Below are 21,910 nucleotides of genomic sequence, written 5' to 3' on the forward strand. Positions count from 1 at the left end.
GCGTCGTCAGTGCATCGACTCGTCGATACCGGGAGCGTCCACGGCCACTCGTACGTCCGCGTCGCCGGCCGGGCCGACGCCGAGCGCGTGCTGGTCGTCGTCCCCGGCTTGAACGACCCGCTGAAGCGCGTCGGCGACGCCCGGTGGTTCGCGAGCCTGATGGCGATCTACCTCCGCCGGTACCGCGACCGGCACGCGGTCTACATGCTCTCGCGGCCGCACGGCCTCGGCGGGGCTCGGTCGACGGCCGCGATGGCGCGCCGCTACGAGCCCGCGATCGACGCGCTCGCGACCGCGGAGGGCGTCGACGCCGTCGACCTCCTCGGTCTCTCGCTAGGTGGGTTCGTCGTCCAGCACCTCGCCGCCACCCGCCCGGATCGCGTCGACCGGGCGGTGCTCGGGCTCGCCGGCACCGAACTCTCCGCAGCCGGCCGCGAGCGCCTCCAGCGCTGGCGCGCACTCGCCAGACACGATCGCTGGCGGCCGATCTACACTGACGCCTACGGCCTCGTCGCCTCGGGTGCGACCGCGCGGGCGCTCCAGGTCGCCGCGGTCGGCTACGACCTCGTCGCCGCGCCCGACCACCCCGAGGACTTCGAGGCGTCGATCGACGCGAGTCTCGACCACGACGGCCGGGACGCACTCCACGACGTCGCGGTGCCGACGCTCGTCGTCGGCGGCACTCGCGACCCGTTCTTCGACGAGCGCGCGTTCCGAGACGCCACGCGGCGACTCGCCGACGGCCGGCTCGCGCTCCTCGACGGCGTCGGGCACGACGCCGTCCTCGAACATCCGCTGGCGTTCGACGGCGCAGTCACTCGATTCCTCTACGAGGAGCCGTGAGCGACGGTCAGTCCCACTCCGGGTCCCGTCCCTCGAGGAACGCGTCGACGCCCTCCTCGTGCTCGTCCATCATGTACGCCTGCACCTGCATGTGGTTCTCGTAGTCCAGGGCCTTCCGCCAGTCGTTGTCGAGGTTCTCGTGGATCGCTTGCTTCGTCATCCCGACCGTCCGCGTCGGACGACGGCCGAGTTTACCGACGATCTCGTCGACGGCGTCGTCGAGGTCGTCCTCGGGAACGGCCTCGTTCACGAGGTCGATGTCGGCGGCCTCCTCGCCGTCGAAGAACTCGCCGGTCATCGTCAGGCGCTTCGCGGTCCGGAGCCCGAGGAGCTTTGGGAGCGTGAACGTCGCACCAGTGTCCGGGATGAGTCCGATCCGAACGAACGCGCACGAGAACGTCGCGTCCGGGACCGTGTACGCGAAGTCCGAGGCGGCGACGATCGCGAGCCCGGCGCCGACGCAGTCGCCGTTGACCTTCGCGACGACCGGCACCCGCGACTGCATGATCGTCGCAGCCGTCCGGTTGAACGACTCGGCGACGCGCTCGTAGGCCTCGTGAGGGCCCTCCTCGCGCTCCTTCATCGCCTGGATGTCGCCGCCAGCGGAGAACGCTGGGTCGTCGCCAGTGATCACGACCGCGTCGTGTTCATCGGGCGTGGTTTCGTCGACCGCGTCGGCGAGCGACTCGGCGACCTCGATGTCCATCGCGTTCATCGCTCCTGGTCGGTCGAACGTTATAGTGCGAACGCCGTCGTCGTCCTCGATGCGCATATCGAATTGAACTCTCCATCGGTGCTTAATTGTTCGGGGGTCGTCCACGAATCGGCCGTCGAGTACACTGGCACGGAGGCCCGTCCGAGAGCACCGGCCGAGGCACGCCGAGCGGTTCGCAACGGCGCGAGCCCACTCGAGAATACCCGTGGGATCGCTCGGTGCTCTAAGGGTGTGATTGAGGGAAGCGGATGGAAATGCTCAAAAGCATCCCGTACCGACCACAGTTCGACATGAACACGGCACCAGTCCGCGAAGGCCACGGCGCGGGCGTCGGTCAGGTCGCGCTCATCGGCCTGTTCGTCACCGCACTCGCGACCGCACAGCTGACGGCGAGCAAACTCCTGATGTTCGGGCTACCCGTCGAACTCCCGGTCGCCGGTGGCGCGCTCGTCCTTCCCGGCGCGGCGCTCGCGTACGCGCTCACGTTCTTCGCCAGCGACTGCTACTCCGAACTGTACGGTCGACGGGCCGCGACCGTCGTGGTGAACGTCGGGTTCGCGTTGAACTTCGTCGTCCTCCTCCTCGTCTGGTCGACCATCGCCGCGCCCGCGCTCCCCGACCAGCCCGTCGACCCTGGCACGTACGCGACCGTCCTCGGCGCGAGCACGAACGTCGTCCTCGGGTCGCTGCTCGCGTACGTCGTCAGCCAGAACTGGGACGTCTACGTCTTCCACAGGCTCCGCGACTACACCGACGGCGACGACCTCTGGCTGCGCAACATCGGGTCGACCGCCACCAGTCAGGCCATCGACACCGTCATCTTCGTCACGGTCGCGTTCGCCATCGCGCCCGCCGTCCTCGGGATCGGCGCCGGCCGATCGCCGTCGGTCATCCTCGCGCTCGTCGTCGGCCAGTACCTCTTCAAGCTCCTCGTCGCGGTCGTCGACACGCCGTTCGTCTACCTCGTCGTGGGCCTCGTCGAGGAGTACGGCGACGGCAGCGAGCCCGTCGACCCCGCGACGCGCTGACCGCATCGAGCGACCGGCCGTCGCTCCCGCTGGGCCGGCCCGATAGATGCAGCGAACCCACCACGTTTTAACTCGACGCCGCTCCGAGACCAGGTATGGACATCGAGTCGTTCTTCGAGGAGATGCCGTTCGCTGACTTGCTCGGCATCGAAGTGACCGAGGCCGCGGACGGGCACGCGGAAGGATACCTGGAGATGCGCGAGGAGCTCTCCTGGAACGCGGACCGGCTTATGGCGCACGGCGGCGTGACGTTCACGCTCGCGGACACCGTCGGCGGCGCCGCGCTCGTCTCCGAGGTCGACCAGCCCGTGCCGACGATCGACATGCGGATCGACTACCTCGACGCCGGCACCGGCGACCTGCGCGCGGTCGCGGACACCGTCCGCGTCGGCGGCGACGTCGGGACCGTCGACGTCGAGGTGTACGCCGTCGAGGACGACGCGCTCGTCGCCGACGCCCGCGGCGTCTACAAGACGGGATAACGCTCGCGACGCCGAGGACGCCTCTCATTCACGGGTGTCTTTCGGCGACTCGCGCTGGACGACGAGGACGGGGCCGAGGAATCGGTCGGCGACCTGGTCGGACGGCATCCCGAACACGAACGTCGACAGCGATGGGTCGGTCTCGCCCATGACGACGACGTCGAACTCGTCGGCCGCGTCGACGATGGCGTCGAGGGCGTCAGTTTCGCGTTCGACGCGCGTCTCGACCCGCGACGCGTCCATCCCGAGGTCCGCCAGTCGATTCTGCATACCGTCGAAGAGCGTCTCGGCGTCCTCGTCGGTCTCGTCGTCGTCCGCGACGTGGTAGAGCGTCACCGAGGCCTCGGTCTCGCTGAACACACCGGCGACGACGCGCGCGAGCCGGTCGATGCCGACGGCGCCGCGGACGGCGACGAGGACGTCATCGACGGCCGCCGTGGCGTTCGGAACCAGCACCGCGAGACAGTCGTGCTCCTCGATCGTCCGGTCGATAGTCTTCTGGCCCTCGTGGGTGAACACGAGCCGTCGTTCGACGGTCGCGCCCGCGTCCTCGAACAGCGTCTCGTAGTCGTCGAGGCGCTCGCGCGCGCGGTCCTCGAACTGCATCCGGGCTTGCCCTGGCGCGGTCTGCTCGGGGACGACGTGGTATCCGAGCAGGACGACGTGGGCGTTCGCGAGCAGGTCGGGGACGCCCTCGGGGACTGATTCCCCTTCGAGCACGCGGAGCGGGACGAGGACTGATGGTCGGTCCGACATTGTTAGACGTCTCCTTTGAGTATCACGTCCGCAGCGTAATAACGATACCAGAGGTACGCCGCGAGCATGACGACGCTGCCGATGACGACCGACCAGAAGCCCATGAACACGATGAGCGCGAAGCTCGCGAGCGCGCCGACCGCCGGGACGACCGGATAGCCTGGCACGCGGAAGCTCGGGTCGTACCAGTCCGGATTGCGGCGTCGCAGGACGATGAGGGCGACGCACATCAGTCCGTACATGACGAGGTGGAGGAACGAAGCGACCTCCGCGAGCACTTCGGTCTCGCCGGTCGCGACGAGGACGAGGATCGGGCCACCGGCGGCGAGCAGCGCGACGTGTGGCGTGCCGTACCGGAGGTTCACTTCGCTCGCTTTCCGGGGAAGCAAGGCGTCGCGGCTCAGCGCGTACACCGCTCGGGAGGCGCTCAGGATGGACGCGTTCGCGCTGGAGAACGTCGCCAGCAGTCCGGCCCCGAGGATCGCGACCGCGCCCGGGAGCCCGAGCAGGTCGCGGGCGACCTCGACCATCGCGGTCTCCCCGAACTCGCCGAGTCGATCCGCGCCGAACGCGCTCGTCGCGACGAAGATCGTCACGACGTAGAAGACGGTGACGACGAGTACGGACCCGACCATCGCGAGCGGGAGGTTCCGGCCCGGTTTCTTGATCTCGCCAGCGACGGTCGCGACCTGCGCGAACCCCAGGTACGACGTGAACACGAGCGCCGCGGTCTCCAGTACCGGGAAGAACCCCCTGGAGAAGAACTCCTCGGGGGCGCTCGATCGACCGAAGACGCCGACCGCGTCCAGGACGCCGTACGTGAGGAAGCCAGTGAGGACCACGAGGAGGATGCCGACGACGGCGTTCTGGAGCTTCGCGGTGTTCTCCGTGCCGCCGATGCTAAGGGCGGTCAGAGCTGCACCGAACAGCAGTCCGATCGCGATCACGGGGTCGAACGGGAGGCCGACCCCGAGTTCGGCGAGCACGGCGCTCGCGTAGTGGCCGAGTCCGACGAGGTAGAACGCGGACGCGAACATCAGCCCCAGCCAGAGGCCGAGGCCCACGATCGCGCCGTACGCCGTCCCCATCCCGCGCGAGATGAAGTAGTAACCGCCGCCGCTCCGGGGCATCGCCGTCGCGAGTTCGGACGTGGGCAACGCCACCAGCAGCGCGATGAGGCCGCCAATGGCGAACGAGAGCGTCGCGGCCAGCCCCGCTTCGTCCGCCGCCAACCCCGGGAAGACGAAGATGCCGGCGCCGATCATCGTCCCCACCCCTATCGCGAGGCCGCCGCCGAGTCCGATCGTCCGCTCGAGCTGGACGTCGTCGTCGTGGACGGTCGCGTCGTCCGTGACTGCGTCCGGCTCCGTCGCCGGGACCTCCCCATCCACGTTGCGACCCGTGGTCTCGACGTCGACGGAGTGCTCGTCCATGCGCGCCGTATTGTTTCAGCGATCAGATAAAATCGGGGGTGCAAACGTAGCGGGCTTCCGGTCTCGCTCGCCGCACGACTCGCCATCCGGTACGACCGTCGGCTTTCGGGAGTCTGCTGGACCCAGTCCACCTTGAGAATCGCCAACGTGGCGCCCAATACACTCATGCCAGCGCGGGTCCGTTAGCTTGTAGACCGGTCCACATGGCATGGCAGTACACGCCGTACGTCATCCCGACCGCCATCGCGGCGTCGCTCTCGTTCGCGCTGTTCGCGTACATCGTCGCGATCCGCCGTCGGGACCTGGACGACCTCCTCGTCCGTGCCTTCGTCGCGTTGACGCTCTCGATCGCCGTCTGGGGGGTCGGGGACGTCCTCCAACTCAGTGCGACGACGCTCGGCCTCAAGCGCGTGATGCTGGTCGTGCAGTTCGTCGCCGCCGTCGGCGCGACGGTCGCCCTCCTCGCCTTCGCGCTCGCGTACACCGATAACGACCGGTGGGTGAGCAGGTGGACGTTCGGACCGCTCGTTCTCGAATCCCTCGCCGCGTTCGCGCTCCTCCTCACGAGTCCACGCTACCACGACCTCTACGTCACCGCCGTTGGCACGGAGACCGTCGACGGCGTCGTCCAGATCGAACGGACGCTCGGTCCGGCCGCCACCGCGCACGTCCTGGTGTCCTACCTCGTCATCCTCGCGGCGATCGCGCTCCTCGTCCACGCCTCCGTCCGCTCCGAGAGCGTGTTCCGCTCGCAGTCGATCGCCGTCATCGTCGGCGTCGCCCTCCCGTTCCTCATCAACGTCGTCTGGTTCCTCGGCCAGGGCCCCGGGAACAACGTCGACCTGACCGTCGTCGGGTTCGGTCTCGCGGTGTTCCCGCTCTGGTACGCCGTGTCCAGGCACGGCCTCCTGACGATCTCCCCGATCGCTCGCGACACCGTCATCGAGAACATGCAGGACGCGGTCGTCGTCGTCGACGCCGACGGCCGCATCGTCGACGCGAACCCCGCGGTCGCCGCGCTCGGGCGATCCGACGACGACGGCCTCGTCGGCGCCACCGCCACCGACGCCTTCCCGTTCCTCCGGCCCGCGCTCGTCGCCGGCACGCGACCGCCCGAAGAGGTCGCGGTCGAGACCGACGACGGCACCCAGTACTTCGACGTGAACGTCCAAGCGCTCCGCGGGGACGACGACGGCAGCCGTCTCGTGCTCCTCCGGGACGTCACCGAACGCCGCCGCGTCGAGGAGCGCTACCAGCGCCTCATCGAGAACTCCTCGGACGTGATCACGGTCCTGGGCGCCAACGGCCGCATCAAGTACGACAGTCCCGCCATCGAATCGCTCCTCGGGTACGACCAGGACGAGTGGGTCGGGCGTCGGGGCCGCGACCGCCTCCACCCCGAGGACCGCGACCGGATCGTCGCCGAGTTCCAAGAGGGCGTCCAGGAACCCGGCTACGAGACGCGCCTCGAGTACCGCATTCGGCACGCCGACGGCTCCTATCGCGTGTTCGAGACGTTCGCGTCGAACCTCCTCAACGACGCCGTCGTCGACGGCATCGTCCTGAACTCGCGGGACGTCACTGAACGCAACCGCCGGGAGCGCGAGCTCGAACGGACGAACGAGCGCCTCGACGAGTTCGCGAGCGTCGTCAGTCACGACCTCCGGAATCCCCTGACGGTCGGGAACGGCTACCTCGAACTCGCCCGCCGCGGCGAACCGGGCGCGCTCGACGAGGTGGCGGCGGCCCACGAGCGCATGGAGCACATCATCGCCGACGCGCTCGCGCTCGCTCGCGAAGCGGAGACCGTCGAGGGCGTCACCACGCTCGACCTCGACTCGGTCGCGGCGGACGCCTGGCACTCCGTCGCCACCGGAAACGCCACGTTCGACGCCAACACCGGTGCGACGATCCGCGCCGACCGGTCGCGACTCCAGCGACTCCTCGAGAACCTGTTCCGCAACGCCGTGGAACACGGTTCCACGAGCAACCGGACGCAGTCCGGTGACGCCGTGGAACACGGTGGGAGCGCCGTCGCGGTTCGCGTCGACGTCGAGTACGCCGACGATACCGACGCCGACGATGCCGCCGCGGACGGCGAACCGCCGATCGCTGCGTTCGCTGTCGCCGACGACGGCGTCGGCATTCCCGAAGCCGAACGCGAGTCCATCTTCGAGTCCGGTGTCTCCTCGACCGAGGACGGCACCGGGTTCGGGCTGGCGATCGTCGAAACCATCGCGAACGCGCACGATTGGACCGTCGCCGTCGAGGAGAGCGACGCCGGGGGCGCACGGTTCGTCGTCGACCTCGGCAGCGAGAGCGAGACTGGCGGGGAGGTGTCGGACGCGGACGGCCAGCACGTCGACGACTGACTCGCCGCTTCCTGCGAGGCCGTTCTGCCGAGCCCATCGACCGACTCCCAGGTCTCGGGCTATCCGAACAACTGGTCGAAGATGGCGGCGTGGCCGCGGCGGAGCCGTTCGAGGAACGCGGACTTGCTGACGCCGAGTGCCGCGGCGACCTCGCTCGCGTCGACCTTTCGGGGAACGTCGAAGTACCCCATCTCGTAGGCGGTCCGCATCGCTTCCTCCTGGGCCGTCGTGAACGGCCAGCGTTCCGCGACCGGCTGGTCGTCCTCCGAACCCAGGGGGTAGATGCGCTGGAGGGTCACGCCGACGGTCTCGCCCGCGGCCGCCATGACGCCGTCGAGGACGTCGCGCCCCACGACCGCGCCCGTGTACCGCTCCTCGCCGTCGTCGTACTGCATCGACTCCACCATGAATCCGGCGTCGGTGAGTCGCTGCACGACGCAGGGGTGCTTGGAGAGGCACCGGAAGTTCACGCGGTCCCCCGCCCCCGCGGCGTGGAGGTACCGGAGGCGGTCGTCGTCGTCGAGCGTCGACGCGAGCGCGTCCGCGGCGTCGGCGCCCGTCGAACACTGGAGGAGGGCGTTCCCGTCACGACGCAACTGTGGGGGGTTCGCGTCCACGACCGTCCCGGTCTCGCGGGTCGCGGCGGCCAGCGGACAGTCGTCGCCGGTGACGCGGAACTCGACGACGAGGCACTCGGAGATCACGACTTGGTCGTGAGACAGTTGCACCCACGGCCACTTAAGGCCCGCACATGTAGTGGTGTACGGGTATGGTGCTGGCGTGCCTACGATGTGATGAATCATTATGGACATCGAGGAAGTCAAGCGACGGGCTGGCCCGCGGGAGTTCAGCCCCAAGGACGACATGCCAGAGGAGTACCGGAAAGCGGCGACGCGCATGATCCAGTTCCACGCGAACTCCGAGATCATGGGCGCGTACCTCGAACGACCGTTCATCCGCGAGGCCCCGAGCCTCGACCGGAAGCTCGCGTGCTCCGCGAAGGTCCAGGACGAGATCGGGCACGGCCAGTTGCTCTACCGGGCCGCCGAGTCCCTCGGCATGAAGTCCCGCGACCAGATGCTCGACGAGCTCGCAGAGGGGAAGGGGAAGTTCCTGAATTGCTTCCACTACCCGATGAGCGACTGGGTGGAGACGCCGATGATCGCGTTCTTCGTCGACGGCGCCGCGATGCGCCGGCAGGCGACGCTCAAGCGCACGAGCTGGGAGCCGTACGCGCACGCGATGGACAAGGTCTGTTTCGAGGAGGGCTTCCACGTCAAGCACGGCGAAGCCATCCTCCACGAGCTCATGACGGGCTCGAAGGCCGAACAGGAAGCCACCCAGGAGGCGTTCGAGGAGTGGTGGCCGCGCATCATCCAGTTCTTCGGTCCGACGAACGACAAGTCCACGCACCACGGGTTCGCGAGCGAAGTCGGCCTCAAGCAGATGGGGAACGACGAACTCCGGAACGCGTTCCTGAACGCGTACATCCCGAAGGCCGAGAAGTACGGCCTCGAGATCCCCGACGAGCCCCGCATCCGGAAGAACGACGACGGCACGTACGAGGTCGTCGAGGAGGATCTCGACTGGGACGAGTTCTTCACGATCGCGAAGAACGACTACGAGGGCAGCATCCAGCAGATAGACGGCCGGAAGGCCGCGCAGGACGCCGTCGAGTGGGTGCGCGAGGTCATGGACGAGCACGAACAGCGCGCGATGGGCGCGAGCAAACAGCAGGCCGCGGACTGAGACCATGATTTGGGAAGTATTCCGCCAGGAGAACGCTGGCGACTACCACGAGCACTGCGGGAACGTCCACGCGCCGGACCGCGAGATGGCGCTCATGTTCGCGGAGGTACAGCACGCGCGCCGGAAGCCGACGAACAGCCTCTGGGTTGCCCCCCAGCCCGAGATCGGGGAGGTCGACACGGAGGACGCGAAGTTCGGCGGCACGACGGACAAGTCCTATCGGTGGGCGTCGACGTACGACTTCGAAGCTGCGGCGTCGGAAGTCGCGGACTCGACCAACGAGCAGGTCGAGGCCGAGCGCCGTCGGAAGGCCCAGCAGGACAAGCAAGAAGCACAGGGTGGTGACTGATGGCGGCGAAGGAGAGCCTTCCGGCACCCGGCGAGTTGAGCGACGACCAGCGAGAGGCCGTCGAGCACCTCCTGTACCGGCTCGCGGACGACGAGTTCGTCGCCGCGGAACGGTACACCGAGTGGCAGGTGCGGTCGCCGACCCTCGAGTCCGACCTCGCGCTCGCGAACATCGCGCAGGACGAACTCGGGCACGCTCGCCTCTGGTACGACCTACTGGAGGACTTCGAGTACACCGAGAGCGAGCTCGTGTGGGAGCGCGACGCCGACGAGTGGCGTCACAGCACGCTCGTCGAGCAGCCGTTCGAGACCGGTGACTGGGCGGACGTCATCCTCCGCACGTACCTCTACGATCAGGCGGAGTACATCCGCCTGGAGGCGCTCGAGGACTCGACGTACCCGCGGATCCGCGACCGCATCACGAAGATCATCCAGGAGGAGGACTACCACCGCGAGCACGCGGAGAACTGGATGGCGCGTCTCGCCGAGGAGAAAGACGGCCTGGAGCGCTTGCAGGGCGCGCTCGACGACCTGTTCCCGTACGCGCTCACGCTGTTCGCGCCGACGGACGAGACCGTCGAGGACCGCATCGACGACCTCGGGCTGCGCTCGAAGTCCCTCGACGTCATGCGCGAGGAGTGGCTGGACGTCGTCGTCCCGTACCTCGAAGACCTCGGGCTGGACGTCGGGGACGCGGAACTCCCCGAGCAGTACGACGTCCACCACAGCGAGTTCGAACTCCCCGCGGACGTCGGTCGCGACCGCTCGCACACCGACGCGTGGTTCGACCTCCAGGAGGAGTTCACGAACACGTACCGCGAGCTCGACCGCCACGAGGCGAACCGCATCATGAAGGACCCGGACGAGGCCTGAGCTTCGTCCACGACGATAGAGAGACCCCACAAGATGGCTAGCGACGTACCCTACGAACCGGAGGACGTCCCGACGGACGTCGAGGCATCACCAGACGACTGCGAGGAGCCGGCGGCGACGGCGTGCGCGTACACCGAGTACGAGTACGTGGACGCGCCGAACACCGAGGAGTTGCCGGCAACGGGCGCCGACGCGGAGGGCGTCGAGCGCGCGGTCTGGGACGAACTGTACGACATCGAGGACCCCGAGATGCCCGTGAGCATCGTCGACCTCGGGCTCCTCTATGGCGTGAGCGTCGAGGACGGCCACGCGGAGGTCGACATGACGCTGACGTACTCGGGGTGCCCAGCGAGGGAGATGCTGATGAGCGACGTCGAGGAGCGCGTCGCGAGCGTCGACGGCGTCGACGACGTCTCGCTCCGGCTCGTGTGGAACCCGCCGTGGGGCCTCGAGATGGTGACCGAACAGGGCAAGTCCGACCTGAACGACTTCGGACTGAGCGTCTGACATGAGTCGTCGACTCGACCCGTCCGTCCAGACCAGCGGCGAGGTGGAGGGCGCGGAATGCCCGTACTGTGGGTCGACTGAGACCGAGCGCGAACACCCGAAGGGGCCGTCGCTGTGCCGGTCCATGCACTACTGTAACAGTTGCGAGCAGCCGTTCGAGAAGTTCGAGTGAACTGACTCGCTAGGATACGGCGGTCTCTTGGCCGCCGTTTCCTGCGGGAACTGACTCGCTAGGATACGGCGGTCTCTTGGCCGCCGTTTCCTGCGGGAACTGACTCGCTAGGATACGGCGGTCTCTTGGCCGCCGTTTCCTGCGGTGCGGTAGCGGTTCCGGTGTCTTTTTGGAACTAATCGCACGTGTATGCTGACGCCTCGCGCTCGTCGGTTCCTGTGATGTGAGGAGGCATGGGTCGCTAGGCTGTTTCATTCTCTTGATTCTCTGCGAACTATCCGTTCACCAGACTTGCGAATTGATCACTACGTATCCCACAAATCTCAGGTTCATTTTAGGAACGTTATCTCTATCAGTCCGAATCAATGCGACTAAATCTACGGATAAGTTTGACTGTGAGATGCCATAACAATGATGGTGTGTAAGCACTAAGATTGGATATGACATCCGACTCGCCTGACGAATGGGATTGGGCCGAGGGATGGGACCAAGTATTTACTGTACTTGCTGTCGAACCGCGGCGAGAGATTATTCGTTCGTTGCTGGATGAACCCCATGAGCGTCGGCTTGCGTTACCTGAGGCGGCAGAGTCACCGAATCAATCGATGGGGACTGAGAGATTCACTCTTCAGTTGCGCCACCACCACCTCCCAAAGCTCGCGGACGCCGGATACATTCGTTGGGAGAGCGACCCGTTCTGTGTGCAGCGAGGCCCCCATTTCGAAGAACCAGCGTTCTTTATCGAGTCAGTACTCGAAGCCAAAGACGAGATCCCCTCCTCGCTGATCACCAACTGTAAGATTCTGCAGCAGATGACTGGCGCGGACTGACTTGGTCGCCGCTCATTGCACGCCCTGTACTTGCGGACTATATGATCTCATATCAAGTACCGATATAGTGACCGAAACATGCGCTCTGTCTGCGTCTTAGGCGGTTTAGTGGATTTCCTCTCGGAGTAGAGGAGTTCGATATCATTGACTTATTTCAAGAAGATTCCGCGATTGAACCGTAACTATTGCGCGGATTGTCTGTTAGCTTTCGGCAATACCATCGAGACGATATTTCCTCGAGGAGTGTTCTCTTCGAACCGAAGTTCACCGCCCAGAGCACTGATGCACCACTGCATTATCCAGAGACCGACCCCGGAACCGTGATACGTACTGTTCGTCTCCACTTCTTTCTGTAGTACCTCGATTTCTTCAGCCGGAATACGAGGTCCGTTATCAGCGATTCGAACCTCGCAATACTCTTCTACAGAATCCTCACGTAATGTTATAGAGACGCTCGGAATGTCCTGATCGTTGTGCTCGATGGCGTTCCGAACAGCATGCTCAACTGCATAGGTGAAGCCCCGATCAGCGATGACGAAGATCTCAGCTGGACCCTCAATGCTCACCCCGAAATCGGCGTATTCCTCTTGACTCTCTTCGACGACCGTTTCGACGACCCGTCGAAGATTCGTCGGTTCACGCTCCATCGCGTCGGGTTCAGCAATCTCTTCAAGTTGCTTCACTGAGTCACTGAGCGTTCCAACTTCAGTCGTGATCTCGATAATTGTCTCTATCTCCTCTTCGAGTGATTCGTCTTCAACAGCAGTTTTGATCCTGTCCGCATAGCCCAGTAGCACGTTCGTCCTATTTCGGAGGTTGTGGCGGACGATTCGACTTAACAGTCCGAGCCGGCGCTCACGTGCTCGATACTCGGTCATATCTTCCACCTTCGCAGCGACATACTCAGCGTCATTGATGGTAACCGAGCGGAGATGGAACCGAGTCCATCGGAACTCGCCGTTTGCCCGTTTGATTTGCCACTCGAAGATCTGTGATTCACCGCCAGCGGCCCTTTCTATCCGAGCGAGAACGTCCTCCTTTGAGAGCATCGTTGATGGTGCCGTGAAATCCTCGACGTTCATCGTTCGAAGTTCATCGAGAGAATATCCGTAGAGGTCTTCGACCGGCCGGTTCCCCTCCAGAACTGCCCCTCGTTCCGGATCAAATAGAAGGACCCCTATATCGAAACCCTCCAAGATGGGCGGCAGGTGCACTTCGTCTCTATTAGTCATATAAAAACCAGAAGTAGACGCGCTAATTAGTGATTGCTATCGAGGCAAACTCGCTGAGGAGAGACGGAAAGGCCGTAACTTGGTAAGTTTCCGGGTTCTCAGTCTCCCGGTTCTGCCATCGCACTTTTCCCGTTCGTGAGCGAAGTGATTCCATGAACGATTGTTCTCCGTCGGACCTTTCGGTTCACCCTATTTATCCCCAGACTCTCGTCTCGAATTTCCCGAATGGAGTACTGGTGCTGTTCGATACTGATCTGCGGTATCGAATGGTCGGGCCTGACGTTCTCCCCTTCTCGAAGCGGGAAGCCACAGATATGGAAGGGAAAACGATCAATGAGCTATTTGGTGAGTCAGCCGGCGCTGAACTCGAACCAGAACTTCGGGCGACACTCGGAGGCGACTCACGTTCGTTCGATATGACCTACGACGACCAGATCCATCACATTGAGACTCGACCAGTTACGATTGATGGGGCACCATTTGGCGTACTGGTGACGCAGGAAGTGACCGGCGAGCGGGAAACGACGATCGAACTTGAAGAGAAGACTGAGCGCCTTGAGATGGTCGCGAGTATCCTCTCGCATGATCTCCGCAACCCCCTCAACGTTGCACTCGGGCACCTCGACGAACTTCAGGCCGAGGGTACAGCGTCCCAGGAATCGCTTTCGGAGATTCGCCGGGCGCTCACTCGCATGGATACCATAATGGAGGACGCACATGTGTTAGCTCGAACGACGACACTGAATGACGTCGAACGCACGACTCTTCGGTCACTTGTGGAATCGGCCTGGCTGACCGTTCCGACGGAGGCGGCGACACTCGACGTGAAGGACGAACTGACTCTCGAGGCTGATTCCGGATTGATGAGGAACCTTTTTGAGAACTTGATACGGAATGCAATCTCCCATGGCGGCCCTACCGTCGGCGTACATGTTGGTGCTCTAGATACCCAGAGGGGGTTCTATTTTGAAGACGACGGGTCTGGTATTGATGTAGAGCGAAGAGACGTGGTATTCGATAGCGGACGCACGAGTGGCGACGACAAATCACATAGCGGTCTCGGGCTTAACATCGTTCAAGAGATTGTCACCGCTCATGGGTGGCATATAGAGGTGACCGATGCTACGTCCGGGGGGGCCCGATTCGAGATCACTGGGGTAACACCCCATGAGTGAATTCAGCCGACGACTGCTTGTTGGTAATCTTCTATCGGTAAGACATTTTCCTGTATCTATCGATCGCTGAGGTCTTTCAAGAGATGGTGTGGAGGTTGTTCTCTGCAATCCTGGGGCGGGAGAGCGTCTATCTGTGAGGCGCATTACTTTTGTCAGTTGGGTGCAGTGCGTGTTGGTATGACGCGTGAGCCGTTGGCGACGTTGTCGGGGAGTCGGGCGGGGTTCCGGGAGATGGTGAACCTCGCGGCGTTGGGGACCGGGGATGGGGTGTACTACGACGAGATGCTGGTTCGGGTGACGGCGGATCGAGTGGAGACGCCGGCTGGGAAGCGCGAGACGTCGATGGCGGCGTACTGTACGGTCGAGCACGGGGCGTTCGACGGGGTGTCGTTGCATATCGACGAGCCGGCGGTCGCGATCTTCGACATCGAGGCGGCGCTGGGGTGGTTGGAGTGGTTGGAGGCCGACGACGTGGACGTGGTACTGTTGGGCGATCCGGGGGATGCGTTCGCTGGGACGCTGGAGTTCCGGACGGACGCGGAGACGGTGCAGGTGGCGTGCCGGCACGGCCCGGAGATACTGGGGGAGGTGACGACGGAGCTGCCGTCGCGGTTCGACGACGCGGACCGGTTCCGGCTGGAGGACGGCTCGCGGGCGCCGACGCTCGTGGAGACGACGGCGGGCGAACTGGAGCGGCTCGCGGACGCAGTCGAACTGGCGGAGACCGTGGACGGCTATCCGGTCGTCGTCGCGGACGGGCGGTTCGAGCTGGACGTCGGGAGCGAGCTCTCGCTCGCGCACGCGAGAACGACGCTGGACGGGAAGGTGACGGGGCCGGACGTCGCGAACCGCTACAGCGCGGACCTGGCGGCGCTCGCGCGCGCACTCGACGGCGACGTCGTCCTCCAGACGGGGCCGGACGAGCCGCTGGTCGTCGTGCAGACGCACTCGCTGTTCACGCTCCGCTACGTCCTGTTGCCGGCGTCGTGGTGAGAAAGGAATCGGTCGCCGTGGTCGGTGGCGTTTACGACGGTCGCCCGAGTTCGAGCGTGTAGTCGGAGCGGATCCACGCGTTCTCGTTCTCCTCGTCGTAGATCTCTACGCTGCCGTTCTCGGCGTCGCGTGCGTTGAACCGGTTTGCTATCTCGGGCGGGTCTGCGGTCGTGTCACCGTCGTTCGTGCTGTCCATTGGGGTTTCGTGCGGGCTGTGGCCCGCGCGGTGATACCTATTGCCGGGGGTCTCATGCGCATAAACTTTCCGGGGGCATATGCTGGACGTCCCTGGAGTGCGCTAGGACGATATGAGAGTTACGGCAATGAGGGGGTCGTGGCGTCGCGTGGAGTCGGGGGCGTTAACCTGCTGGCGGCGAGAGGTGCCCGTATGACCGACGACGGGTGGTTCGTCGACTGCGAGCCGGGGGACGTCGACGCGGCGTCAGCGGCGGTCCGGGATGGAACGGCCGACGAGCCCGCGGACTGGCCGATGCGAGCGATCGAAGCGGGATTCGCGTCGGACGAGGACTCGTACTACGACGCGCTCCACGAGGCGACCGTGACGGCGGCGCGCGCCGAGGCGGTCGAACGCGAGCGCGCAGACGACCAGCAGCTCGTGCATGCGGTCCGAGCGATGGACGATTGCGCGCGGACGGCGAACGAACTCGCGGAGCGTGCGGCGGAGTGGGCCGGCGGCCTGTTCGACGCGACCGGCGGGGGCGTTCCGCTGGCGCGCGAGGTCGCGGACCGGGAACCGGAGACGCCCGCGGAGGAGCGTGCCGTCTCGCTCGCGGAGCGCGTCGTCGACCTGGACGCCGAGGCGGAGTCGCTGCGGGCGTTCGTCGAGCAGCAGGCGCCGACGGTCGCGCCGAACCTCGCATCGATGGCGGGGCCGGTACTCGCCGCGCGGCTCGTGTCGCTCGCGGGGAGCCTGGAGTCGCTCGCGAAGCAGCCCAGCGGGACGGTGCAGGTGCTCGGGGCGGAGGACGCGCTGTTCGCGCACCTCCGCGGCCGCGCCTCGTCCCCGAAGCACGGCATCATCTACACGCACGAGTACGTCCGCGGCACGCACCCCGAAAATCGGGGGTCCGCGTCGCGAGCGCTCGCGGGGAAGCTCGCCATCGCGGCCCGCATCGACCACTACAGCGGCGAGCGCAAGCCCGAGATCGAGGCGGAGCTCGACGAGCGCATCGCGACCATCCGCGCCCGCACCGGCGACGAGATGCCAGCTGATACTACCGACGACGGAGGTGACGAGGCGTGACCGACGGCGTCGACCTCCCGGCGGGCGTCGAGCGACGGGAGTTCGGGGACGGCGAGACGCTCGCGACGCGCGGGCCCGCAGTCGGTCCGGAGGCGACCGACGGCGAGTGGCGGGCGTGGGACGCGACCCGGTCGAAGCTCGCCGCGACGTACGCGGTCGGCCTCGATCCCGGCCTCGCCGCCGACGCGACCGTCCTCTACCTCGGTGCGGCCGCTGGGACGACGGCGAGTCACGTCGCAGACGTCGCCGGTCCGACGTACGCCGTCGAGTTCGCGCCCCGACCGGTCCGGGACCTCTGCCGCGTCGCGGCGGACCGCGACCGCCTGTTCCCGCTGCTCGCGGACGCCCGCAAACCGCGCGAGTACGCGCACGTCGTCGAAGCGGACTGCGACCTCCTCGTGCAGGACGTCGCCACGCGCGGGCAGGCCGACGTCGCGCTTCGGAATCGCCAGTTCCTCGCCGACGACGGCCGGCTCGCGCTCGCGATCAAGGCCCGCAGCGAGGACGTCACCGGCGACCCCGACGACGTGTTCGACGCCGTCCTCGACGACCTCCGGGAGGGATACGACGTCCTCGAGACCGCGAGTCTCGAACCGTACCACGACGACCACCTCGCCGTCGTCGCGTCGCCGAAGTGACGCGACGACCCCCGCGGCCCGCGATCGTCGTGCGCTCGCGTGCGACCACCTGCCGACTCCGCACTCCTTAAACCGCGGGCGGGCCAACGTGGCGTCGATGGACGAGCGCGGGTCGCGCGAGGCGTTCGAGGATTCGGGCACGCTCGGTGTCGAGGAGGAGTTCTTCGTCGTCGACGACGCCGGGCGGCCGGTGTCCGGGAGCGACGCGCTCGTGTACGACGCCGACCCGCCCGCGCTCCTCGAGGGCCGCCTCGACCACGAACTGTTCAAGACCGTGGTGGAGACGCAGACGCCGAAGTCCGCGGACCTCGCCGAGGCCCGCGAGCACCTGAATGCGGTGCGGGACGCGCTCGTCGAGTTCGCGGCGAGCGAGGGCTACAGGATCGCGGGCGCGGGCCTGCATCCGGCGGCGACGTGGCGCGAACTCGAGCACGCCGAGAAGCCCCGGTATCGGAGTCAGCTCGACCGCATCCAGTACCCCCAGCACAGGAACACGACCGCCGGCCTGCACGTGCACGTCGGCGTGGACGACGCGGACGCGGCGACGTGGATCGCGAACGAACTCCGTTGGTTCCTCCCGCCGATGCTCGCGCTGTCCGCGAACTCGCCGTTCTGGGACGGCTACGACACCGGCCTGGCGTCTGCGCGCGCGAAGATCTTCGAGGCGCTCCCGAACACGGGCATGCCGACCGCGTTCGACGGGTACGACGACTTCGAGGCGTTCGAGGCGCGGATGGTCGACTCGGGGAGCATCCGCGACCGCGGCGAGCTCTGGTACGACGTCCGCCCGCACTCCGGGCACGGCACCGTCGAGGTCCGGGCGCCTGACGGCCAGGCCGACCCCGGGGTCGTCCTCGCGTTCGTCGAGTACACCGCAGCGCTCGTCGAAGACCTCCGCGAGCGCTACGCGGACCTCGCCGACCCCTGGGACGCTCGCGGCGACGGCTATCCGCACCAGCATCGGCGCGAGATCCTGGACGAGAACAAGTGGCGCGCGCTCCGGCACGGCCACGACGCCGAGTTCGTCGCGCTCGACGGCGAGGGAACCGTGTCGTTCCCGTCGGTCGTCGACCGCGAATGCGACCGCCTCGGCGTCACCGGCATCCGCGACGTGCTGGACGCCGAGAGCGGCGCCGAACGGCAGCGTCACGTGCTCGAGTCGGTTGGGTTCGACGCGCTCTGCGAGTCGCTCCGACTGGACGCCTGAGCGCTCGCAGACCGCCAGGCAATGGGTTTTTAACCGCGTGCCACTTGTGTCCTCATCGAAAGGTCATGTCCAGGGACGACGTCACAGAACCGGGTGCGGACGACGACGACGAGTCGACGCGACGACAGAAGGCCATCGAGGGGTTCGACTCCGGCATCGTCGACCTCCTGTCGTGGGTGCTCGACACGGAGACCCGCGCAAAGATATACATCTACCTGCAGGCCGAACCCGCGTCGACGAGCGAGGAGATCGCGCAGGGTACGGGGCTCTACCCGAGTACGGTCCGGGAGGCGCTCGCGGAACTCCACGACGAAGGGAAGGTCAATCGCGAGAAGCGCTCCGCGTCGGGGGCGGGAAACAACCCGTACGAGTACACGGCCATCCCCCCGAGCGACCTCGTCTCTGGCGTCGTCGGCCAGGTCCAGGACGAACTGAACACGGTGTTCAACCTCGACGACCTGCTCGAACGCGACGAGGACGTCGTCGACTCAGGTGAGACGACGGACGAACCCGTGACGATCACTGTCGAGTCGGACGACGGACCGTCGACGCTGGCTGACGACGCCGACGACGCGTCCGACAGCGAGGGCGATGAGGGCGCGAACGACGCGTTCGACGGCGTCGACGACTCGGGCGGCCGCGACGACGACACTCCCGAGGAGTGACGGCCTCCGGGGTCCAGGGATTCAATCCATTTATGACGCGCCCGGTCGACTGAACGGACATGGATGTTGCGCTGGGTGGGACGTTCGACCCAGTTCACGACGGACATCGTGCGCTCTTCGAGCGTGCGTTCGAACTCGGGGACGTGACCGTGGGACTGACGAGCGACGAACTCGCGCCAAAGACGCGGCACGTCGACCGCTACGTGCGGTCGTTCGCGGAACGCAAACGCGACCTCGAGTCCGAACTCGCGCCGCTGGCCGACGCGGCGGACCGCGACTTCGAGATCCTCGAACTCACCGAGCCGACGGGGATCGCGACGGAACCCCGGTTCGACGCACTCGTCGTCTCCCCGGAGACCGAGGCGACCGGCGAGCGCATCAACGAGATCCGCGAGGAATCGGGTGTCGACCCGCTCCAGATCGTCGTCGTGGACCACGTCATCGCCGACGACGGCGACGTCATCTCGTCGACGCGCATCGTGAACGGCGAGATCGACGAGCACGGGACCATGACGCCGGACCGCGACGGCCGGCCGGCGTCCCGCTAGACGCGCGCCGCGCTCGCAGTCGTCGCGAAGCCGTTCGTGGCTGTGGCGGTCGCCGAGTTCGTCGTGGCTGTGGCGGTCGCCGAGTTCGTAGTGGCCGTCACCACGTCGGCGGTTCGAATCCGGCCTCTTCGAGGACGTCCTTCCAGCGCTGCTGGACGCTCAACCGCGACACGCCAGCGGCGTCCGCGACCGCGGTCTGGGATCGCTCGTCGCTCTCCAGGAGCGCGGCGGCGTACACGCTCGCCGCGATCGCCGCAGGCTTCGATCGGTCCGAGTCCGGCGCTGTCGACAGGAACAGGTCCGTCGCCGTCGACCGCGTCGCCGACGCCAACTCGAGGCGCTCGCAGACCTCCTGGAGCTCTCGAATCCACGCCTCGTTGTCCACTCGATCGCTCGCGCGGTACACGCAGACAGCTTGTGTCCCCTGACTCTTGAACTTCGCGTCCGAGCCGGCGCGTTCGTGGAGCCTGCGCGTCCTGCACTCGTCGCACGTGCGATTCGTAGCGAGTCGGCCAGGAGGAAGGGATAGACTCGACCGCGGACGGACGCACTTCCGAATCCGGCCGTCGCTGCCGACGCGCTCGTTCGTCAAAGCGGTCGCTCTGGACGGGGTTCGGCCAGTTGTCCAAATCGTGTCTTCTTTTAGGATATCGCGCCAATCGACAGTCCATGCAGACGTTACTCGTCACCGTCGATTCCCTTCGGGCGGACCACCTCGGTCAGTACGGGTACGAACGGGATACGATGCCGGCTCTCGACCGCCTGACGGATTCGGGGACGGTGTTCGAGAACGCGTTCGCGAACGGAGCGTACACGCGGATATCGATTCCATCCTTTCAGACGTCGCGTCACCTGGCGTACGAGCACCTGGACGAACTGCCGACGATAGCGTCCACGCTCTCGAGCGAGGGAATCGATACGGCGGTCGTCGGAACGCAGACCGGCATCGGTCTCGTCGACGGCGGGTTCGGGTTCGACGAGACGATCGATCTCGGCCGGGACGAGTTTCACGAGGAAGCCAACCAGGAGCGAGCGATCTCCGAGCGGATCACGTACCAGATCAATCGCCCGGCGACGAAACTGAGCCGAGCCCTGCAAGCGTCCGGGATGGAACGACTCTACGAACTCCTCAAGCGCCCGTACAACGAGTTCTTCGGGGGGAGCGGATTCCAGTATCTCGGGTACACCAGCGCCGAAGAGGTGACTGACCGAGCGCTGTCGTGGCTCGAATCCCACGCCGATTCCGAGTTCTTCCTGTGGGTTCACTACATGGAGGCGCACCGTCCCTACGGCGTTCACGACGACGACCCGGCGTACCTCGATTCGCCGACGGACGTCGACGAGATGAAGGCCCTCATGAAGAAGGCGGGGACGCGACCCGACGAGGTCACCGACCGAGAACGCGACCTGATGCGGGATAGCTACGACTCAGACCTCCGATACTGCTCGCGGCACCTCGAACGCCTCTTCGACGGCCTCGAGCGGTTCGGGATCTGGGAGGACGGGAATCTACTGTTCTCGAGCGACCACGGCGAAGAGTTCCACGAACACGGGAACTTCTACCACCGGAACTACCCGTACGACGTCTTGACGCACGTGCCGTTGGTGGTGAAGGCTCCGAGCATCGACGCGGATGACCGAATCGCGGACGGTCGGGAACTGCTGGATCTCGCGCCAACGATCTGTGAGTTCCATCTCGACGACGCCGACACGTCGTCGTTCGACGGCACTCACCTGTTCGAGGGGCCGTCGCGGACCGTCTTCTCGCTCGGCCAGCCGAACGACGCCAAGCCGGCGGTCGCGGTCCGTACCGACGAGTGGAAGTACATCACGAACGACGACCACGAGCGGCTCTACGACCTCCGGGACGACCCGGCCGAACAGGTCGACTGCGTGGACGAGCACCCAGAGATGTCGGAGACGCTTCGAGCAAAGATTCCGGATCGGATTCGGGAACGACGAACGAAACAGCCCCGGTCGCCGGACGACGAGGTCGACCGCGAGCAGCTCGAAGCGCTCGGCTACATGGAACTCAAAGAAGAATAAGCTTATAAAGGCCCGTCGGCGTATTTCGGCTGTC

The 21,910-nt window shown here is 65.9% G+C and carries 25 protein-coding genes; 18 read left to right on the forward strand and 7 right to left on the reverse strand.

Features of this window, described 5'->3' with window-relative positions; genetic code table 11:
- Window positions 1-9: 9 nt before the first annotated feature.
- Window positions 10-843: an alpha/beta fold hydrolase gene (locus G9C85_RS01225; RefSeq protein ID WP_166036347.1), complete on the forward strand. Its 834-nt coding sequence runs from the start codon at window positions 10-12 to the stop codon at window positions 841-843.
- A gap of 7 nt (window positions 844-850) precedes the next feature.
- On the opposite strand, the gene G9C85_RS01230 is transcribed toward G9C85_RS01225, so the two are convergent.
- On the reverse strand, window positions 851-1,615 hold the full coding sequence (locus G9C85_RS01230) for an enoyl-CoA hydratase/isomerase family protein (RefSeq protein WP_166036348.1): 765 nt from the start codon (window positions 1,613-1,615) through the stop codon (window positions 851-853).
- A gap of 233 nt (window positions 1,616-1,848) precedes the next feature.
- Between G9C85_RS01230 and G9C85_RS01235 the strand changes: the two genes are divergently transcribed.
- On the forward strand, window positions 1,849-2,586 hold the full coding sequence (locus tag G9C85_RS01235) for a queuosine precursor transporter (protein ID WP_166036349.1): 738 nt from the start codon (window positions 1,849-1,851) through the stop codon (window positions 2,584-2,586).
- Window positions 2,587-2,681: 95 nt separating this feature from the next.
- Window positions 2,682-3,068 (forward strand): PaaI family thioesterase, encoded by a 387-nt coding sequence (locus G9C85_RS01240; RefSeq protein WP_166036350.1) that lies wholly within the window; start codon window positions 2,682-2,684, stop codon window positions 3,066-3,068.
- A gap of 24 nt (window positions 3,069-3,092) precedes the next feature.
- Here G9C85_RS01240 and G9C85_RS01245 read toward each other — a convergent pair whose 3' ends face one another.
- Both G9C85_RS01245 and G9C85_RS01250 read right to left on the reverse strand, forming a co-directional pair.
- Entirely contained in the window at window positions 3,093-3,824 is a 732-nt protein-coding gene (locus tag G9C85_RS01245) for a universal stress protein (RefSeq protein ID WP_166036351.1), read from the reverse strand.
- 2 nt (window positions 3,825-3,826) lie between these two features.
- Window positions 3,827-5,257, reverse strand: coding sequence for an APC family permease (locus tag G9C85_RS01250; RefSeq protein WP_166036352.1), 1,431 nt, complete (start codon window positions 5,255-5,257; stop codon window positions 3,827-3,829).
- 203 nt (window positions 5,258-5,460) lie between these two features.
- On the opposite strand from G9C85_RS01250, the gene G9C85_RS01255 reads away from it, so the two are divergent.
- Window positions 5,461-7,629, forward strand: coding sequence for a histidine kinase N-terminal 7TM domain-containing protein (locus tag G9C85_RS01255; RefSeq protein WP_166036353.1), 2,169 nt, complete (start codon window positions 5,461-5,463; stop codon window positions 7,627-7,629).
- Window positions 7,630-7,688: 59 nt separating this feature from the next.
- Here G9C85_RS01255 and G9C85_RS01260 read toward each other — a convergent pair whose 3' ends face one another.
- Window positions 7,689-8,333 carry a helix-turn-helix domain-containing protein gene (locus tag G9C85_RS01260; protein ID WP_166038898.1) on the reverse strand — a complete coding sequence of 215 codons (645 nt, stop codon included), beginning with the start codon at window positions 8,331-8,333 and terminating at the stop codon, window positions 7,689-7,691.
- A gap of 100 nt (window positions 8,334-8,433) precedes the next feature.
- Here G9C85_RS01260 and paaA point away from each other — a divergent pair, with 100 nt between their 5' ends.
- The 6 genes from paaA to G9C85_RS01290 all read left to right on the forward strand — a co-directional run bounded on the left by paaA (window position 8,434) and on the right by G9C85_RS01290 (window position 12,108).
- Window positions 8,434-9,378, forward strand: coding sequence for a 1,2-phenylacetyl-CoA epoxidase subunit PaaA (gene paaA, locus G9C85_RS01265; protein ID WP_166036354.1), 945 nt, complete (start codon window positions 8,434-8,436; stop codon window positions 9,376-9,378).
- A 4-nt stretch (window positions 9,379-9,382) separates the two neighbouring features.
- Window positions 9,383-9,727, forward strand: a complete 345-nt coding sequence (gene paaB / locus G9C85_RS01270; RefSeq protein WP_166036355.1) for a 1,2-phenylacetyl-CoA epoxidase subunit PaaB — start codon at window positions 9,383-9,385, stop codon at window positions 9,725-9,727.
- Complete coding sequence (paaC, locus tag G9C85_RS01275; protein WP_166036356.1) at window positions 9,727-10,599, forward strand: 1,2-phenylacetyl-CoA epoxidase subunit PaaC; 873 nt, start codon at window positions 9,727-9,729, stop codon at window positions 10,597-10,599. Before paaB ends, paaC begins: the two co-directional genes overlap by 1 nt.
- Before the next feature lie 33 nt (window positions 10,600-10,632).
- Window positions 10,633-11,106, forward strand: coding sequence for a 1,2-phenylacetyl-CoA epoxidase subunit PaaD (gene paaD, locus G9C85_RS01280; protein WP_166036357.1), 474 nt, complete (start codon window positions 10,633-10,635; stop codon window positions 11,104-11,106).
- A gap of 1 nt (window position 11,107) precedes the next feature.
- Complete coding sequence (gene paaE, locus G9C85_RS01285) at window positions 11,108-11,278, forward strand: 1,2-phenylacetyl-CoA epoxidase subunit PaaE (protein ID WP_166036358.1); 171 nt, start codon at window positions 11,108-11,110, stop codon at window positions 11,276-11,278.
- A 440-nt stretch (window positions 11,279-11,718) separates the two neighbouring features.
- A complete protein-coding gene (locus G9C85_RS01290) occupies window positions 11,719-12,108 on the forward strand; it encodes a hypothetical protein (protein WP_166036359.1) in 390 nt (129 codons plus the stop codon).
- A 182-nt stretch (window positions 12,109-12,290) separates the two neighbouring features.
- Here G9C85_RS01290 and G9C85_RS01295 read toward each other — a convergent pair whose 3' ends face one another.
- A complete protein-coding gene (locus G9C85_RS01295) occupies window positions 12,291-13,340 on the reverse strand; it encodes a PAS domain-containing sensor histidine kinase (RefSeq protein WP_166036360.1) in 1,050 nt (349 codons plus the stop codon).
- Between the two features lie 152 nt (window positions 13,341-13,492).
- Here G9C85_RS01295 and G9C85_RS01300 point away from each other — a divergent pair, with 152 nt between their 5' ends.
- Both G9C85_RS01300 and G9C85_RS01305 read left to right on the forward strand, forming a co-directional pair.
- The gene (locus G9C85_RS01300; protein ID WP_275690758.1) at window positions 13,493-14,515 is read left to right on the forward strand and encodes a HAMP domain-containing sensor histidine kinase; all 1,023 of its coding nucleotides are present in this window, start codon (window positions 13,493-13,495) and stop codon (window positions 14,513-14,515) included.
- 177 nt (window positions 14,516-14,692) lie between these two features.
- Window positions 14,693-15,508 carry a hypothetical protein gene (locus G9C85_RS01305; protein WP_166036362.1) on the forward strand — a complete coding sequence of 272 codons (816 nt, stop codon included), beginning with the start codon at window positions 14,693-14,695 and terminating at the stop codon, window positions 15,506-15,508.
- 31 nt (window positions 15,509-15,539) lie between these two features.
- On the opposite strand, the gene G9C85_RS01310 is transcribed toward G9C85_RS01305, so the two are convergent.
- Entirely contained in the window at window positions 15,540-15,704 is a 165-nt protein-coding gene (locus tag G9C85_RS01310; protein WP_166036120.1) for a hypothetical protein, read from the reverse strand.
- A 192-nt stretch (window positions 15,705-15,896) separates the two neighbouring features.
- Here G9C85_RS01310 and G9C85_RS01315 point away from each other — a divergent pair, with 192 nt between their 5' ends.
- The 5 genes from G9C85_RS01315 to G9C85_RS01335 all read left to right on the forward strand — a co-directional run bounded on the left by G9C85_RS01315 (window position 15,897) and on the right by G9C85_RS01335 (window position 19,830).
- Complete coding sequence (locus G9C85_RS01315; protein WP_166036363.1) at window positions 15,897-16,772, forward strand: NOP5/NOP56 family protein; 876 nt, start codon at window positions 15,897-15,899, stop codon at window positions 16,770-16,772.
- Complete coding sequence (locus G9C85_RS01320; RefSeq protein ID WP_166036364.1) at window positions 16,769-17,410, forward strand: fibrillarin-like rRNA/tRNA 2'-O-methyltransferase; 642 nt, start codon at window positions 16,769-16,771, stop codon at window positions 17,408-17,410. Before G9C85_RS01315 ends, G9C85_RS01320 begins: the two co-directional genes overlap by 4 nt.
- Window positions 17,411-17,507: 97 nt before the next feature.
- On the forward strand, window positions 17,508-18,617 hold the full coding sequence (locus G9C85_RS01325; protein ID WP_166036365.1) for a glutamate--cysteine ligase: 1,110 nt from the start codon (window positions 17,508-17,510) through the stop codon (window positions 18,615-18,617).
- Between the two features lie 65 nt (window positions 18,618-18,682).
- Entirely contained in the window at window positions 18,683-19,282 is a 600-nt protein-coding gene (locus tag G9C85_RS01330) for a helix-turn-helix domain-containing protein (RefSeq protein WP_166036366.1), read from the forward strand.
- 59 nt (window positions 19,283-19,341) lie between these two features.
- The gene (locus tag G9C85_RS01335; protein ID WP_166036367.1) at window positions 19,342-19,830 is read left to right on the forward strand and encodes a phosphopantetheine adenylyltransferase; all 489 of its coding nucleotides are present in this window, start codon (window positions 19,342-19,344) and stop codon (window positions 19,828-19,830) included.
- Between the two features lie 97 nt (window positions 19,831-19,927).
- Here the strand turns inward: G9C85_RS01335 and G9C85_RS01340 are convergent, their stop codons facing one another.
- Window positions 19,928-20,236: a transcription initiation factor IIB family protein gene (locus tag G9C85_RS01340; RefSeq protein WP_166036368.1), complete on the reverse strand. Its 309-nt coding sequence runs from the start codon at window positions 20,234-20,236 to the stop codon at window positions 19,928-19,930.
- Window positions 20,237-20,499: 263 nt separating this feature from the next.
- Between G9C85_RS01340 and G9C85_RS01345 the strand changes: the two genes are divergently transcribed.
- On the forward strand, window positions 20,500-21,876 hold the full coding sequence (locus tag G9C85_RS01345; RefSeq protein ID WP_166036369.1) for a sulfatase: 1,377 nt from the start codon (window positions 20,500-20,502) through the stop codon (window positions 21,874-21,876).
- The last annotated feature ends 34 nt before the right edge of the window (window positions 21,877-21,910 follow it).

Source organism: Halorubellus sp. JP-L1, from assembly GCF_011440375.1.
GTDB lineage: Archaea > Halobacteriota > Halobacteria > Halobacteriales > Natrialbaceae > Halorubellus.